Annotated in this window: 13 protein-coding genes and 1 rRNA gene; 10 read left to right on the top strand and 4 right to left on the bottom strand. The window is 69.4% G+C overall.

Annotation, left to right across the window (positions count from 1 at the left end):
• The first annotated feature begins 243 nt into the window (after window positions 1-243).
• From ABD817_RS31245 to ABD817_RS31230, 4 genes are all read left to right on the top strand, one after another.
• Complete coding sequence (locus ABD817_RS31245; RefSeq protein WP_344921850.1) at window positions 244-1,185, top strand: ABC transporter permease; 942 nt, start codon at window positions 244-246, stop codon at window positions 1,183-1,185.
• Window positions 1,178-2,041, top strand: coding sequence for an ABC transporter ATP-binding protein (locus ABD817_RS31240; RefSeq protein WP_344921849.1), 864 nt, complete (start codon window positions 1,178-1,180; stop codon window positions 2,039-2,041). Before ABD817_RS31245 ends, ABD817_RS31240 begins: the two co-directional genes overlap by 8 nt.
• 83 nt (window positions 2,042-2,124) lie before the next feature.
• The gene (locus ABD817_RS31235) at window positions 2,125-2,646 is read left to right on the top strand and encodes a YbhB/YbcL family Raf kinase inhibitor-like protein (RefSeq protein ID WP_344921848.1); all 522 of its coding nucleotides are present in this window, start codon (window positions 2,125-2,127) and stop codon (window positions 2,644-2,646) included.
• Between the two features lie 103 nt (window positions 2,647-2,749).
• On the top strand, window positions 2,750-2,929 hold the full coding sequence (locus ABD817_RS31230) for a hypothetical protein (protein WP_329086969.1): 180 nt from the start codon (window positions 2,750-2,752) through the stop codon (window positions 2,927-2,929).
• A 116-nt stretch (window positions 2,930-3,045) separates the two neighbouring features.
• Here the strand turns inward: ABD817_RS31230 and ABD817_RS31225 are convergent, their stop codons facing one another.
• The gene (locus ABD817_RS31225; RefSeq protein ID WP_344921847.1) at window positions 3,046-4,380 is read right to left on the bottom strand and encodes a KamA family radical SAM protein; all 1,335 of its coding nucleotides are present in this window, start codon (window positions 4,378-4,380) and stop codon (window positions 3,046-3,048) included.
• Window positions 4,381-4,554: 174 nt separating this feature from the next.
• On the opposite strand from ABD817_RS31225, the gene ABD817_RS31220 reads away from it, so the two are divergent.
• The 4 genes from ABD817_RS31220 to argS all read left to right on the top strand — a co-directional run bounded on the left by ABD817_RS31220 (window position 4,555) and on the right by argS (window position 10,637).
• Window positions 4,555-5,127 carry a DUF1707 SHOCT-like domain-containing protein gene (locus tag ABD817_RS31220; protein ID WP_344921846.1) on the top strand — a complete coding sequence of 191 codons (573 nt, stop codon included), beginning with the start codon at window positions 4,555-4,557 and terminating at the stop codon, window positions 5,125-5,127.
• A 99-nt stretch (window positions 5,128-5,226) separates the two neighbouring features.
• The gene (plsX, locus tag ABD817_RS31215) at window positions 5,227-6,234 is read left to right on the top strand and encodes a phosphate acyltransferase PlsX (RefSeq protein WP_344922102.1); all 1,008 of its coding nucleotides are present in this window, start codon (window positions 5,227-5,229) and stop codon (window positions 6,232-6,234) included.
• Between the two features lie 273 nt (window positions 6,235-6,507).
• A complete protein-coding gene (locus ABD817_RS31210) occupies window positions 6,508-8,886 on the top strand; it encodes an HAD-IC family P-type ATPase (RefSeq protein WP_344921845.1) in 2,379 nt (792 codons plus the stop codon).
• Window positions 8,883-10,637, top strand: a complete 1,755-nt coding sequence (gene argS / locus ABD817_RS31205; RefSeq protein ID WP_344921844.1) for an arginine--tRNA ligase — start codon at window positions 8,883-8,885, stop codon at window positions 10,635-10,637. The genes ABD817_RS31210 and argS overlap by 4 nt, the downstream gene beginning before the upstream one ends.
• Before the next feature lie 118 nt (window positions 10,638-10,755).
• Here the strand turns inward: argS and ABD817_RS31200 are convergent, their stop codons facing one another.
• Window positions 10,756-10,917, bottom strand: a complete 162-nt coding sequence (locus ABD817_RS31200; RefSeq protein ID WP_344921843.1) for a hypothetical protein — start codon at window positions 10,915-10,917, stop codon at window positions 10,756-10,758.
• A gap of 16 nt (window positions 10,918-10,933) precedes the next feature.
• Here ABD817_RS31200 and ABD817_RS31195 point away from each other — a divergent pair, with 16 nt between their 5' ends.
• Entirely contained in the window at window positions 10,934-12,427 is a 1,494-nt protein-coding gene (locus ABD817_RS31195) for a hypothetical protein (protein ID WP_344921842.1), read from the top strand.
• A 203-nt stretch (window positions 12,428-12,630) separates the two neighbouring features.
• Here ABD817_RS31195 and ABD817_RS31190 read toward each other — a convergent pair whose 3' ends face one another.
• Window positions 12,631-13,023 (bottom strand): cell division protein SepF, encoded by a 393-nt coding sequence (locus tag ABD817_RS31190; RefSeq protein WP_344921841.1) that lies wholly within the window; start codon window positions 13,021-13,023, stop codon window positions 12,631-12,633.
• Between the two features lie 206 nt (window positions 13,024-13,229).
• Here ABD817_RS31190 and ABD817_RS31185 point away from each other — a divergent pair, with 206 nt between their 5' ends.
• On the top strand, window positions 13,230-14,018 hold the full coding sequence (locus ABD817_RS31185; protein ID WP_344921840.1) for a PhzF family phenazine biosynthesis protein: 789 nt from the start codon (window positions 13,230-13,232) through the stop codon (window positions 14,016-14,018).
• Window positions 14,019-14,198: 180 nt separating this feature from the next.
• Here the strand turns inward: ABD817_RS31185 and rrf are convergent.
• Window positions 14,199-14,315: ribosomal RNA gene (gene rrf, locus ABD817_RS31180) — 5S ribosomal RNA — on the bottom strand.
• Between the last annotated feature and the right edge of the window lie 2 nt (window positions 14,316-14,317).

The following is a 14,317-nucleotide window of genomic DNA, read 5'->3' as shown; positions in this document are numbered from 1 at the left end:
ATCCAGGCACACGTAGGACGTGAACGGTCACGCCAAAATACCCCCGCGCCGGGACTGCTCGCATCCGTTGCGCGCGGATGACCCTGACCTGGGCCTGCGCTGACCTGACCGCGAAAGGCCCGGTCTCCCGTGGGAGAACTACACAATTGCCCTGGAACCTGTTGCCCGGAGATCCCGTCCAATGTGTGCGGCGGGACCCCGCCGCAGGCACTTCCTCCACTCACATCCAATAGAGTCCTTGCCATGAGCCAGCCGGAATCCGCGATCGCGGACGCCCAGGCGGGCGGCCCGAGTAACGGCACCCCCGCTCAGGGGCAAGAGCCGCTGGCCAAGCTCGCCGCGCGCCACGGACTTCGGCGTGCCATCGCACGCCCGAGTCTGTTCGTCTACCTGCGACAGCTGTGGGAACGACGACACTTCGTGATGACGTACGCCACGTCGCGCAACGTCTCGAAGTACAGCAACTCGGCTCTGGGCCAGCTGTGGCAGGTCCTCACGCCACTGCTCAACGCCGCCATCTACTTCCTGATGTTCGGCCTGATCCTCGGCGCGAGCAAGGGCATCGACAACTACCCGGCCTTCCTCATCACCGGGATGTTCGTCTTCACCTACACCCAGCGCTCGGTGAGCGGCGGCGCCAGGGCGATCTCCGGCAACCTGTCGCTGATCCGCGCCCTGCACTTCCCGCGCGCCGCGCTCCCGCTCGCCTACACGATCCAGGAGTTCCAGCAGCTGCTCATCTCCATGGGCGTGCTGTTCGGGCTGGTGCTGCTCACCCAGGAGCCCATCACCCTGCTGTGGCTGCTGATCCCGGTCGCCCTGGCGCTGCAGACCATGTTCAACATCGGCGCGAGCCTGGTGCTCGCCCGGGTCGGCGCCACCGCCCGCGACCTGAACCAGCTGCTCCCCTTCATCATGCGCACCTGGCTCTACGCCTCCGGCGTCTTCTTCTCCATCGAGGACAAGGTCGTGGGCCCCGGCGGCGCCGGTCTCCCCCAGTGGGTCGCCGACATCATGTATTTCAACCCCGCCGCCGCGTACATCGAGCTCATGCGGGACCTGCTCATGGACAGTCACCCGCCCCGGCCCTACATCTGGGCGGTCTGCGTATTCTGGGCGGTGTTCGCTCTGCTCGGCGGGTTCTGGTACTTCTGGCGAGCCGAGGAGAAGTACGGCCGTGGCTGAGTTGACCGAGGAGCTGTCCCGAGTGAAGGCCGAGGAGCCCGCCGTGCCGAGCGCGGACGTCAGGGTGCACCCCACCCCGGAACCCGCCCCCGCGCCCGCCGATGAGCGCGAGGGCACCCCCACGGTCATCGTGGACGACCTGCACATCATCTACCGGGTGTACGGCGCGGCCAGCGACGTGGAGAAGGGCAACGCCGTCAACGCCCTCATGCGCCTCGTCAAGCGCCAGGGACGGCCGCAGATGAAGGAGGTCCACGCCGTGCGCGGCGTGTCCTTCGTGGCCCGCCACGGCGACGCCATCGGCATCGTCGGCCGCAACGGCTCCGGCAAGTCCACGCTGCTGCGCGCCATCGCCGGACTGCTGCCCCCGCACTCCGGCGCCGTCTACACCGACGGCCAGCCCTCCCTGCTCGGTGTGAACGCCGCGCTGATGCGCGAGCTCACCGGCGAGCGCAACATCGTGCTCGGCTGCTACGCGATGGGCATGAACCCCAAGCAGGTCAAGGAGAAGTACGACGACATCGTCGACTTCTCCGGCATCGGGGAGTTCGTGCAGTTCCCCATGTCGACCTACTCCTCGGGCATGGGCGCCAGGCTCCGCTTCGCCATCGCCTCGGCCAAGTCCCACGACGTGCTGCTCATCGACGAGGCCCTCGCCACCGGCGACCGCGAGTTCCGGCGCAAGAGCCAGGACCGCATCAAGAAGATGCGTGACGAGGCCGGCACCGTCTTCCTCGTCGCCCACAACCTCGACGTGATCGAGGAGACCTGCAACCGGGTCCTCTGGCTGCACAAGGGCAAAATCAAGATGGACGGCGACCCGAAGACGGTCCTCGCCGCCTACAACAAGGTCTGATCACCCGGCCTCCGATCATTACGCGGTCGGCGGCAGGGCAGGATGAGAAGCGACCGACAAGACGCTTCCATCGGAGGTGAATCGTGTCCACGCGGCCACCGATTCCATATGACTTCCTGCCCCAGGTTCCCGCGCTGACCGTCGAGAGCGACGACGTCCGCGACGGCGAGCGCCTGGCGGAGACCCACGTGTTCAACGACTGGGGCTCGACCGGCCAGAACGTCTCTCCCCACCTGCGCTGGTCCGGCGCCCCCGAGGGCACCCTCAGCTACGCCGTGACGTGCTTCGACCCCGACGCCCCCACCGGCAGCGGGTTCTGGCACTGGCTGCTGTTCGACATCCCGGCCGACGTGACCGAGCTGCCCGCCGGAGCGGGCGCGGGCGACGGCGGCGTGGGCGTGCACGGACGCAACGACTACAGCCACAACGCCTACGGTGGCGCCGCACCGCCGCCCGGCGCCCCGCACCGCTACATCTTCGCGGTCCACGCCCTCGACGTGGAGAAGCTCGGCCTCGACGCCGACACCCCGCCCGCGGTGGTGGGTTTCAACATCACCGCCCACACCGTGGCCCGCGGATACGTGACGCCCGAGTACCAGAGCTAGCGCGATACGGCGCGTCTCGGATGGGACACGGGAGGCAATGGACTGACAGCGTGTTCGGTGTTCCGGTATGATTCGAACGTTGTTTCGATCCAAGGAAGCCGTCATGGAGTGGGGGCGCGCGATGCGAGAGCTGTCCACCGCGATCGACCACCTGTCCGTCGAGGACCCGTCAGAGATTCCGCGTCTCCAGCTGACCGAGCAGCTCATCGAGCTGCACTGGCAGATGGCCAGACTCCAGGCCGAGATCGCCCGTCGCACCTCCGTGCGGGGCCCCGGACGCTGAGGCGGCGGAAACCGGCCGGTGCGCACCGGCCGGTTTCCCCGTGCTCCGCGTCCGTCGCCATGGGCCTCAGGCGATGCCAGGCGGGTGGGAGGGCGGGTCAGGCCGACACGCGGGCGTCAGGCCGACAGCCGCCGGGAGGCGACGGTGGCGGGCTCGAAGGACTCGAAGGGGAAGCGGTCGGCGAAGGCCGGGCGCAGGTCGGTGAGCCACACGGCGTCCGGGTCGTACCTCGCGAAGAAGGGGCGTCCGACCAGCTCCGGATCGCGCGCCTGGATGAGGTGGAGCACGAAGACCTTCTGCCCCGCGACCTCCGCGACGCCGTCCAGGCAGACCTTGCCGGGCGTGGCGGACATCGACGGGCCCCGCACGGTGCGGCACAGCCCGGAAACGCTCGCGTAGGCGTCCCTGAAGATCTCGTAAGCCCTGGCGAGCGGCACCGCGAAGTAGTCCTGCGGGCCGGTGTCGCGCTCGACGAACATGTAGTACGGGATCATGCCCATGGTGAGCTGCCTGCGCCACATGGACGACCAGGTCCCGGGGTCGTCGTTGATCGACCGGATCAGCGGAGCCTGCGTCCTGACGACCGCGCCGGTGGCCGTGATTCTCGCGACGGCGGCCTCGACGATCGGGAGGTCCAGCTCCCGGGGGTGCGAGAAGTGCGCCATGAAGGCCAGGTTCTTGCCCGCGTCGACCACGGAGGCGAACAGGCGGAGCGTGTCGTCACTGTCGGGGTCGGAGACGAACCGCTGCGGCCAGTAGGCCAGGGACTTGGTGCCGATACGGATGGATTCGAGCTGTTCGATGTCGAGCAGCGGCTCCAGATAGCGGCGGAGCACGGGCTCGCCCATGATCATGGGGTCGCCGCCGGTGAACAGCACGCTGGTCACCTCGGGGTGGTCCTTGAGATAGCGGACGAGGGCGTCGACGTCGTCGGAGGCGAACTTCAGGTCGGGCTCCCCGATGAACTGGGCCCATCGGAAGCAGTAGGTGCAGTAGGCGTGGCACGTCTGCCCCTGCCGGGGGAAGAAGAGCACCGTCTCGGGGTATTTGTGCTGCATGCCGGGCACCGGCTCCCTGCCGACGCGCGGGACGTTGAGGTCGAGCTGACCGGCGGGGTGCGGGTTGAGCCTCATCCTGATCCTGTTCGCGGCCGCCTGGATCTCCGCGTTCCCGGCACCGGCCTCCAGAAGACCCGCCAGCCCGGTGACGTCCGCCTCGGGCAGCATGTCCTCCTGGGGGAAGACCAGCCGATAGATGGGATCCTCCGGGACGGCGGACCAGTCGATGAGCTGGTCCACGACATAGGCGTTGGTGCGAAAGGGCAGCACCGTGGCCACCGCTCTGATCCGGAGCCGCTCGGCGTCACCCAGGCCGCCTCTGCGCAGCAGGTCGTCGAGGTGCTTCGCGGTGTAGGCGCGGAACCCGCGCTTGGAGCCTTCGTTCAAGATCACCAGTCCTTTGCCGAGATTTTTTGTCCTCGTCGCGGTAAACCTCATCAGCCTTTCGCGCGTCTCGAACGTGTTACATACCGGACGTAAACCGACCTACGGTCGGTTCCATATCTCGGTAATTTCTTCCTTTGGGAGCTATCGCGATATATCTTGAACGGACGTACACTCACAGTCATGACGTCCTACGACCCCGTCCTGCGCGCCTCAGACGCCGATCGCGACCATGCGGCCGCGGTGCTGGGTGAGGCGCTCGCCACCGGCCGCCTGACCAGCGTCGAGCACGCCGACCGGCTGGAGGCCGCCTACACCGCCGTCACGATGGACGACCTCGTCCCCCTCACCCGCGACCTGCCCGACATCACCGCCCCCGCCCTCGGCGCCACCGCCGAGCGGCAGGAGGTCGCCGCCGTCTTCAGCAAGGTCGTACGCGGCGGACGCTGGATCGCCGGGCGGCACACCGCGCTGAGCGCCACCTTCGGCGCGCTGATCGTCGACCTGTCCGACGCGGTTCTCCCGGGCCGGGAGATCACCCTTGAGGTCAACGCCTACTGCGGAAAGCTGATCGTCAGGGTCCCCCGCGACGCCCACGTCATCGACGAGGTCGGCGCGCTGTTCGCCAAACGCAGCGTCTCCGGCGGCACCGGCGACGGCGACGGCCCGGTCATCAGGGTCGTCGGCCGGGCCGCCTTCGGCAAGATCATCGTCTCCCGGGAGAAAAGCGACTGGAATCTCCCCGGCACTCCCTGATCGGCCCGACGGACCGATCAGGTCCAAAGCCCGCCTACGATGCGGACAAACCATCCCGCACGAGGTGACCGCTTGCCTGAGACCGACGCTTCCGGCGTCATGCCGATCGCCCTGGACGCGATGGGCGGCGACAACGCCCCCGACGAGATCGTGGCGGGAGCCGTGCGGGCGGTACGAGAGCACGGCATCTCCGTCGTGCTCGTCGGCGCCCCCCGCCCCCTGTCCGAGGCGCTCTCCCGGTACGACGCGACCACCGAGATCCCGATCGTGCGGGCCGAGGAGGCCCTGGCCATGGACGAGGGCGCCCTCGCCAGCCTGCGCCGCCCGCGGTCCAGCATCGCCATCGCCTGCCACCTCGTGCGGCGAGGCGACGCCTGCGCCGTGGTCTCCGCCGGATCCACCGCCGGGATCGTGGCCACCGGCAAGCTCCGGCTCCGCGGCCAGCCCGGGGTGCTCAGACCCGCCATCGCCGTCGCCCTGCCGACCAGGCCCACCCCGACCGTCCTGCTGGACGCCGGGGCGAACGCCGAGGTCAAGCCGGAGACGCTGGTGCAGTTCGCCCACCTCGGCGCCGCCTACGCGGAGACCGCCCTGGGCGTCGAGAGCCCCAGGATCGGCCTGCTGACCATCGGCAGCGAACCGGAGAAGGGCAACAAGCTCGTCAAGCGGGCCCACGAGCTGCTGTCGGCCGCCCCCGGCCTCGACTTCGCGGGCAACATCGAGGGCCACGACCTGCTCACCCGCACCGTGGACGTCATCGTCACCGACGGCTTCACCGGCAACGTGGCGCTCAAGACCATGGAGGGCAGCGTCCGCTACGCCTTCTCCCAGCTCCGCGAGACGATCAACGAGAGCCGGACGGCCAGGGTGGGCGGCCTGCTGCAGAAGCGGCGCATCAGGGAGCTCCACCGGCGGCTCGACCCCGAGGTCCACGGCGGGGCCGTACTGCTCGGCCTGAACGGCACCGTGGTCATCGCGCACGGCGCCTCACAGGCGAAGGGGGTGAGCGCCGCCTGCGTGCTCGCGGCCACGCTGGCCCAGGAGGGCGTGGTGAACCGCATCGGCGAGCGTCTCGCCGCCGCCCCCCGCTCGCATCGCCTCTGGTGACACGTCTCCGGACGCTTCTGGTGACACCAGCCCTGGCGCCGACACGCCCTCGATGATCCGATGACACGCCTTCGGCGACGTATCTTCGGTTATCGACCCTCCGTGACGTATTTTCGGTGATGTACCTTCGGTGACACCCGCTGATGACACCCCGCGTACGGGCCGCCCACCTGCGGTGACATTACCGGCGTATCGGGTGACACCTCCCATCACGTTCCCCGGTCCCGCGTACCCTGAGTTCCAGTCGATCAAGCGGGGGGCCGCGTGGAGCAGGTGGCGAATCGAGGGCTGACCTCGGCCGAGGTCGCCGAGCGGGTGGCCGCGGGACAGGTCAACGACGTCAGGCGACGGTCGAGCAGATCCGTCTCGGCGATCGTGAGGGCCAACGTCCTCACCCTCTTCAACGGGGTGATCGGCGCGCTCTGGGTGCTGATCATGATCTTCGGGGAGTGGCAGGACGGGCTCTTCGGACTGGTGATCGTGGCCAACGCGGGCATCGGCATCGTCCAGGAGCTCCGCGCCAAGCGCACCCTCGACCGGCTCGCCATCGTCAACGAGTCGCCGGTCAGGGTCCGCAGAGACGGCACCGACACCGAGATCCCGCCCCGCCGGGTCGTACTCGGCGACCTCGTCCTGCTCTCCCCCGGCGACCAGCTGCTGGTCGACGGCGAGGTGGTGGACGCCGACGGGCTGGAGGTGGACGAGTCGCTGCTGACCGGCGAGGCCGACCCGGTGCACAAGCGTCCCGGCGACCCCGGCGACGAGGTCCTGTCCGGCAGCTTCGTGGTCGCCGGGAGGGGCTCCTACGTCGCGACCAGGGTCGGCCGCGACGCCTACGCGGCCAGGCTCGCCGAGGAGGCCAGCGCGTTCAGCCTGTCCCACTCGGAGCTGCGCGAAGGCGTCACGCGGTTCATCAAGTACGTGACCTGGCTGGTCATCCCGATCGGCGCCCTGCTCACCTGGAGCCAGGTCAGCAGGCAGACGAGTGTCGGCGAGGCCGTCACCGGCACGGTCGCGGGCATCGTCACCATGATCCCCGAGGGCCTGGTCCTGATGACCAGCATCGCCTTCGCGGTCGGCGTGATCCGGCTGGGCAGGCGCCGCTGCCTGGTCCAGGAACTGCCCGCGATCGAGATCCTGGCCCGGGTCGACACGCTCTGCCTCGACAAGACCGGCACCCTCACCTCGGGCGGCATGGAACTCGACGAGGTCCGCCCGCTCCGCGACGACCTGCCCGTGCACGAGGCCCTGGCCGCGCTGGCCAACCTCGACCCCGACCCCAACCCCACGGCCCGCGCCGTCCAGGCCCGCTACCCCGGCTCGCCCGGCTGGACCGCCACCACCAAGGTCCCCTTCTCCTCGGCCAGGAAGTGGAGCGGCGCCGAGTTCGACGAGCACGGCGGCTGGGTCCTGGGCGCCCCCGACGTCCTCCTGCCGCCCGGCAGCCCGGCGTACGACGAGGCCGGGGCGCTCGCCGCCACCGGCCTGCGGGTGCTCGCCCTGTGCGGCGTCACCTCGCTGCGCGATCCCGACGACCTCGGCACCGTCGAGGCCGCGGCCGTCGTCGTGCTCAGGCAGCGGATCCGCCCCGACGCGGCCGAGACCCTCGCCTACTTCGCCGGGCAGCGCGTCACCGTCAAGGTCATCTCCGGCGACAACCCCGAGTCGGTGTCGGCCATCGCCACCTCCCTGGGCATCCCCGGCGGGGAGCGCGCGGTGGACGCCCGCACCCTGCCGGAGGACGACCCGGAGAAGCTCGCCGAGATCATGGAGAACAACACCGTCTTCGGCCGGGTCAGCCCGCACCAGAAGCGGCTGTTCGTCGGCGCGCTCCAGTCGCGCGGGCACACGGTCGCGATGACCGGCGACGGCGTGAACGACGTGCTCGCGCTCAAGGACGCCGACCTCGGCGTGGCGATGGGCTCCGGCAGCGGCGCCACCCGGGCGGTCGCCCAGGTCGTGCTGATGGACGACGGCTTCACCAGCCTCCCCTCCGTGGTCGGCGAGGGCCGCCGGGTGCTGGCCAACATCGAGCGGGTCGCCGGGCTCTTCCTGACCAAGACCTTCTACGCGATCGTGCTCTCCCTGCTCACCGGGGTCATCGGGCTCGCGTTCCCGTTCGCCCCCCGGCACTCCACGCTGATCAACGCGCTGACGATCGGCGTCCCCGCCTTCTTCCTCGCGCTCGCGCCGAGCAACGAGCGCGCCAGGAGCGGCTTCGTACCCCGCGTGCTCCGCCTGGCGGTCCCCGCCGGGATCGTCTGCGCCGCCGCCGTCTACCTGTCGTACTGGATCGCCCAGAGCGGGTCCTCCACCCTGGGGGAGAGCCGCACCTCGGCGGTGATCACGCTGTTCGTCGCCGCCTGGTGGGTGCTGGTCCTGGTCGCCCGCCCGTACGTCTGGTGGCGGGTCGCGCTCGTGGCCTCCATGGCCGGGCTGTTCGCGCTCGCCCTCGCCGTCCCGTTCACCCGCGAGTTCTTCGCGCTCACCATCGGCGGCCCCGCCGCCGGTCTCACCGCGGCCGGGCTCGGCGTCGCCGCCGGGGTCGTGCTGACGGGCGTCTTCATGATCGTGCGATCCCGCCGTACGGAGCCGATCCAGGGTGATATCCCATCGGTTCAGGACCGGCCAGCCGATACCCTTGGAGCATGACCGACCCGCAGCTCGCACTGACCGAGCGCGTCCAGCAGGCGCTGGCCGCCGCCTTCGGTGCGGAATACTCCGACGCAGACCCGCTGATCCGTCCCTCGCAGTTCGCCGACTACCAGGCGAACGTGGCGATGAGCCTGAGCAAGCGACTGCGAAGGACCCCGCGGGAGGTCGCCCAGGAGATCGCCGAGCACCTCACCGGCCGGGCCGGGGACGCTCAGGACGACCCGTTCCCCGGCACCGTCGAGGTCAGCGGCCCCGGCTTCCTCAACCTCACCCTCTCCGACGAGTGGATCAGGGCGCGGGCCTCCGAGATCCTGGCCGACCCGCGCAGCGGCGTGGGCCTGTCCAGCCCGCCGCAGACCGTCGCGATCGACTACTCCGCGCCCAACGCGGCCAAGGAGATGCACGTCGGCCACCTGCGCACCACGATCGTGGGTGACGCGCTCGCCCGGGTCCACGAGCACCTGGGCAACAAGGTCATCCGGCAGAACCACCTCGGCGACTGGGGCACGCCGTTCGGCATGCTCATCGAGCACCTGCTCGACATCGGCGAAGAGGCCGCCGTCGCCCAGCTGGAGGCCGGAGAGGGCAACGCCTACTACCAGGCGGCTCGCGCGAAGTTCGACACCGACCCCGAGTTCAACAGGCGCGCCCGCACCAGGGTCGTCACCCTGCAGGCCGAGGAGCCCGAGACGATGCGCCTGTGGCGCATCTTCATGGACGCCACGGTCCGTTACTTCAACAAGGTCTACACCCAGCTCGGTGTGACGCTGACCGACGACGACATCGCCGGCGAGAGCATGTACAACCACGTGCTCGCCCAGGTCTGCGACGAGCTGCAGGAGCGCGGCATCGCCGTCCTCAGCGACGGCGCGCTCTGCGTCTTCCCGCCCGGCTACACCGGCCGCGAGGGCCAGCCGCTGCCCCTCATGATCCGCAAGAGCGACGGCGGGTACGGCTACGGCACCACCGACATGGCCACGATCCGCTACCGGGTCCAGGACCTCAAGGTCGACCGCATCCTCTACGTGATCGGCGCGACCCAGTCGCTGCACATGTCGATGGTGTTCGACTCGGCCAGGATGGCGGGCTGGCTGCCCGACCACATCAGGGCAGAGCACGTCCAGATCGGCAGCGTGCTGGGCTCCGACGGCAAGATGTTCAAGACCAGGAGCGGGAAGTCCATCAAGCTCGTGGAGCTGCTCGACGAGGCCGAGACCAGGGCCGCCGAGGTGCTCAGGGACAGCGACTACACCGACGCCGAGCGCACGGAGATCGCGCACGCCGTCGGCATGGGCGCGGTCAAGTACGCCGACCTGTCGGTCAGCCACGACAGCGAGTACGTCTTCGACTTCGACCGCATGCTCGCGCTGACCGGCAACACCGGCCCCTACCTGCAGTACGCCCAGGCCCGCATCCGCTCCATCTTCCGCAAGGGCGGGGTGATCCCGGCCGAGGCGAACGGGCCGCTCGTGCTCGGTCACCCGGCCGAGCGCGCCCTGGCGCTGCAGCTCCTCGGGTTCGGCGCGGTCGTCGAGGAGATGGCGGAGAACTCGGCACCGCACAAGCTGGCCTCCTACCTCTTCGACACCGCGAGCGCCTTCACCACGTTCTTCGAGAACTGCCCGGTGCTCAAGGACGACGTCGACGCGGCCACCCGCACCTCGCGGCTCGCCCTGTGCGCGCTGACCCTGAAGGTTCTGGAGACCGGCCTGGGCCTTCTCGGCGTCCCGGTGCCCGAGCGCATGTAACCTGTCCACCAGATGATCGTCTTTATTGGGAAAATGAAGGCGATCGTCTGGCAAAGTCATGTTCGGCGCGCCTCCCCGCGGGGATGTCCGAAGCGCAATACGCTGGCGCGGTCATCGGTCACAACTTCGGGGAGCTCTCTGCCTTGAGCACGGACCTGACCGCGAACTTGAGCACGGACACCGCGAACCCGAGCACGGACCTGGCCGCGGGCCTGAGCACGAGCTTGAGCACCGACCTGGCCACGACGTTGGACGCGGATCTGGCAGCGAGGGTGGGCACGGAGCCGACCTCGGGCGTGGACACGGACCTGACCACCGAAACCTCGCACGCCGCGAGTTCGTACGCCGGGACAGCGCTGCGCCACCGTGCCGACGCGTTCCTCTCCGATCTGGCCGCCGGCACCGTCCCCACCGGGATGCCGACGGACGTCGAAGACGCATCCGATCACTGGCTGGCTCCGGCCGTCGAGGCGCTCGTGCTGCTCATGCGCGGCGAGGAGTCACTCGAACCCCTCGCCCGCGCCGCACAGCGCGACGAGCAGCGGACCGCGCTCTTCCTCTGCCTCGCCCTCGCCGTGGCCGGTCAGGGCGACCGCATCCACGCCTCATGGCTCGGCACCGCCTTCGGGGAGCTGTCCCTGGACCGCCCGGTGACCCATGGCCAGCGGGCGCTCTGGCTCGCCGCCGCCCGTGGGGCGTACGGTCCGGCGGGCAAGATCTTCGTGCTTCGCAAGCTCGACGCGGTGGCCGCCTCTCCCGCATCCGAGCCCGACCGGTGGCTGCGCGCGTTGATCCCCGACGAGCCCTCCACGGCCGTGTCACCGGCCCTGACCGGTTTCGGGGAGCTCGCCGAGCTCCCCGAGCTGGCCGCCCCCGTACACGCCGCCGCCCGGCTGGCCCACCTGCTCGACCGCTGCGCCGAGATCACCTCGGCCCGCGAGAGCAGGGGAGGCGACGGCACCGCCGTCACCGCCGCCGCCGTCGAGAAGTCCGATTCCGTGAGCGGTTCCGCGGCTCGGGCGGACGGTGACTCGGCCGGTGAGACACCCGACCGTACGAAGGGCACGGTCGGCGAGCTGGGCGATCTCGCGTTCATCACCGCCGCGCAGGCGGACCGTTCGGGCGAGGCGACCGTCGTGTGGAGCGAGGACGAGCCGCTGACCGTGCTCCGCCAGCTGATGGGGTCCGGCACCGCCGAGCGGCCGATGAGACCGCTCACCGGCCACCTGCTCGGCGACCTGCGCCCCGGCTCCCACCCCTACCTCGCCGCGATCGCGCTGCACGTGGCCGCGCCCATCGTGCGGGCGGCGGGTGAGAGCCTCGCCGAGGCCACCCGTGCCGAGGCGCCCGAGTCGGTCACCATACCGATCCTCGGTCACCGCGTGACGCTCAGGCCCGAGGGCCCGGATCCCGAGTCGCTGGGCGCCGCCGAGGAGCGGATCACCACCGAGGGAGCGCCTGCCCGAGGCCGTCCCTGGGCGGCCTACGCGCTGCTCGCCCTGGCCCCGGTGATCCTGGTGGTCGCGCTCGTCCTCCCCGTCCTCCCGCTCGCGTTGCTCGCGCCCCTGCCGGTCGCGGGAGGTGCCTACAGGCTGTGGCGCAGGCGGCAGCGTGAGCGAGCGGACGCCGAATACGTCGTCACACAGCTCGCCGAACTCAGGGAGCTCGCCCAGGGCGCGGTGTGGGCACTGCACGAGTACGCCCACGAGTCCGAGGGCCGGATCAAAACGGCGACCTCCGACCTGGCCGAACTCACCCGCCTGCTCCGCCGGGGCCCCCGAGCCGGCTGACCGGCCGTCACCGGTGTGCCCCCGTCATGGGCGCGCATCGCCGGAGACATCCACGGACCCGCGGGGCAGGATTCGCCGTACGACCTCGCCCTCGGTGCGCGGTCCCTCGATGCGTGGTCCCTCGCCGAGAACGGCCTCGCACCCGTGCCGGGTCCGATCGCGGACGATCGCTCAGGACCCGTACCGGCGAGGCCGCTCCGGTGTCAGCCGTTGGTGATCTCCACCTCGGCGGGAGCCAGCAGGAAGACCTTCTCCGCGATCCTCTCGATACGCCCCTCGCAGCCGTACGCCAGCCCCGCGACGAAGTCGACCATGCGGGTGGCCTCGGCGGTGCTCATCCCGCTGACATCCATGATGACGGTCTGACCGTCACGGAAGTGCTGGCCGATCACCGGTGCGTCGTTGTACTTCATCGGCGTCAGCATCACGATCCGCGAGGGCTCGTTCATCGCGTGCCAGCGCTTGGCCGCACGCTCCGAGGCGGACTGCCAGTCCTCCTCCTCGCCCTCGACCTCGTCCTCGTAGTCATAGGACTCGTCATAATGCTCGGCCCCGCCCAGGCCAAGGTAGCTCGCCACCTTGCGCACTGCCCCCATCGGCTCGTCCTTTCGCCAGGACCACGCCGTCCCCGGCTTGTCCCTCCACCTTGGACGGTAACCGACGACGAGAAGTTCGCCATGCGACACGCCCAGCGCTTATTTCCACTTTGTACGGCTACCGCACTGGTTTGCCTGATCCCCGACTGTGCCTGATCTCCTGCCCCAGCTTCAACCGATATCTTCGGCGCCGCTAGCATCGCGTCATGCTCGTCTACACGGTCGATTCGTTTACCGATGAATTTTTCAAGGGTAACCCCGCCGGGGTCTGCGTACTCGGCAATCCGGTCTCCGACGCCTGGATGCAGTCCGTTGCGGCGGAGATGAGGCACTCCGAGACAGCCTTCCTGCTCGGAGCGGGGGACGGCGGACCGTACCCGCTCCGTTGGTTCACGCCGATGACCGAGGTGGCCCTGTGCGGGCATGCGACCCTGGCCACGGCGCATGTGCTCTATTCCACGGGAACGGTCCCAGAAACCCTCGAATTCTCAACGAAGAGCGGAATCCTGTCTGTGACCAGGGATAAATACGGTTTAATCAGCATGGATTTCCCAGCAAAAGTACTCCAAGCGGCGAGTCCTCCAGAGGGACTGATCGCTGCGCTCGGGGTTAAACCTGTTTGGACAGGAAAAAATGTTTGGGATTATCTCGTGGAGGTCGAGTCCGAGGAGGCCGTGCTCGCCACCGCCCCTGACTTCCGGGCCCTGGAGGCCGTGGACGCGCGGGGAGTCATCGTGACGGCTCGGGCCTCGCGGGCCGGTGCCGACTACGTGTCCCGATTCTTCGCTCCCAGGGTCGGGGTCCCCGAGGATCCGGTGACGGGCTCCGCCCACTGCGCGCTCGCGCCGTACTGGTCGGCCAAGCTCGGTTCCGAAAGGCTGGTGGGGGCTCAGCTGTCACAGCGCGGAGGCGTGGTCCGCACGACCGTACGGGGTGACCGGGTCGAACTCGCGGGAAACGCGATGACCGTTCTTTCCGGCGAGCTCCACGTCTGAGGTGGCCGGGCCTGGAAGAACCCAGGACCCACAACAGGCGGAGCCCGGGACAGAGAAGTCCGGGACAGAGACGAAACAACAGGGGCCGGGGCAACATGGTCCTGACAAAGGGGCCGGAGCAACAGGTCCGGGAAAGCATGAAGGGCCCCCACCGTTGGTGGGGGCCCTTCATGAAAGATTGTCCGGCGGTGACCTACTCTCCCACACCGTCCCCGGTGCAGTACCATCGGCGCTGAAGAGCTTAACTTCCGGGTTCGGAATGTAACCGGGTGTTTCCCCTTCGCCATAACCGCCGTAAC

Source organism: Streptosporangium oxazolinicum, from assembly GCF_039537505.1.
Taxonomy (GTDB): domain Bacteria; phylum Actinomycetota; class Actinomycetes; order Streptosporangiales; family Streptosporangiaceae; genus Streptosporangium; species Streptosporangium oxazolinicum.
This window is presented reverse-complemented; position numbering and strand designations above follow the sequence as displayed.

Excerpts from the sequence above, each read along its gene's own strand:
- ABD817_RS31220 (WP_344921846.1), top strand. The coding sequence starts at position 4,555 with ATGACGTCCTACGACCCCGTCCTGCGCGCCTCAGACGCCGATCGCGAC.
- ABD817_RS31185 (WP_344921840.1), top strand. The coding sequence starts at position 13,230 with ATGCTCGTCTACACGGTCGATTCGTTTACCGATGAATTTTTCAAGGGT.
- plsX (WP_344922102.1), top strand. The coding sequence starts at position 5,227 with ATGCCGATCGCCCTGGACGCGATGGGCGGCGACAACGCCCCCGACGAG.
- ABD817_RS31230 (WP_329086969.1), top strand. The coding sequence starts at position 2,750 with ATGGAGTGGGGGCGCGCGATGCGAGAGCTGTCCACCGCGATCGACCAC.
- ABD817_RS31190 (WP_344921841.1), bottom strand. The coding sequence starts at position 13,023 with ATGGGGGCAGTGCGCAAGGTGGCGAGCTACCTTGGCCTGGGCGGGGCC.
- ABD817_RS31245 (WP_344921850.1), top strand. The coding sequence starts at position 244 with ATGAGCCAGCCGGAATCCGCGATCGCGGACGCCCAGGCGGGCGGCCCG.
- argS (WP_344921844.1), top strand. The coding sequence starts at position 8,883 with ATGACCGACCCGCAGCTCGCACTGACCGAGCGCGTCCAGCAGGCGCTG.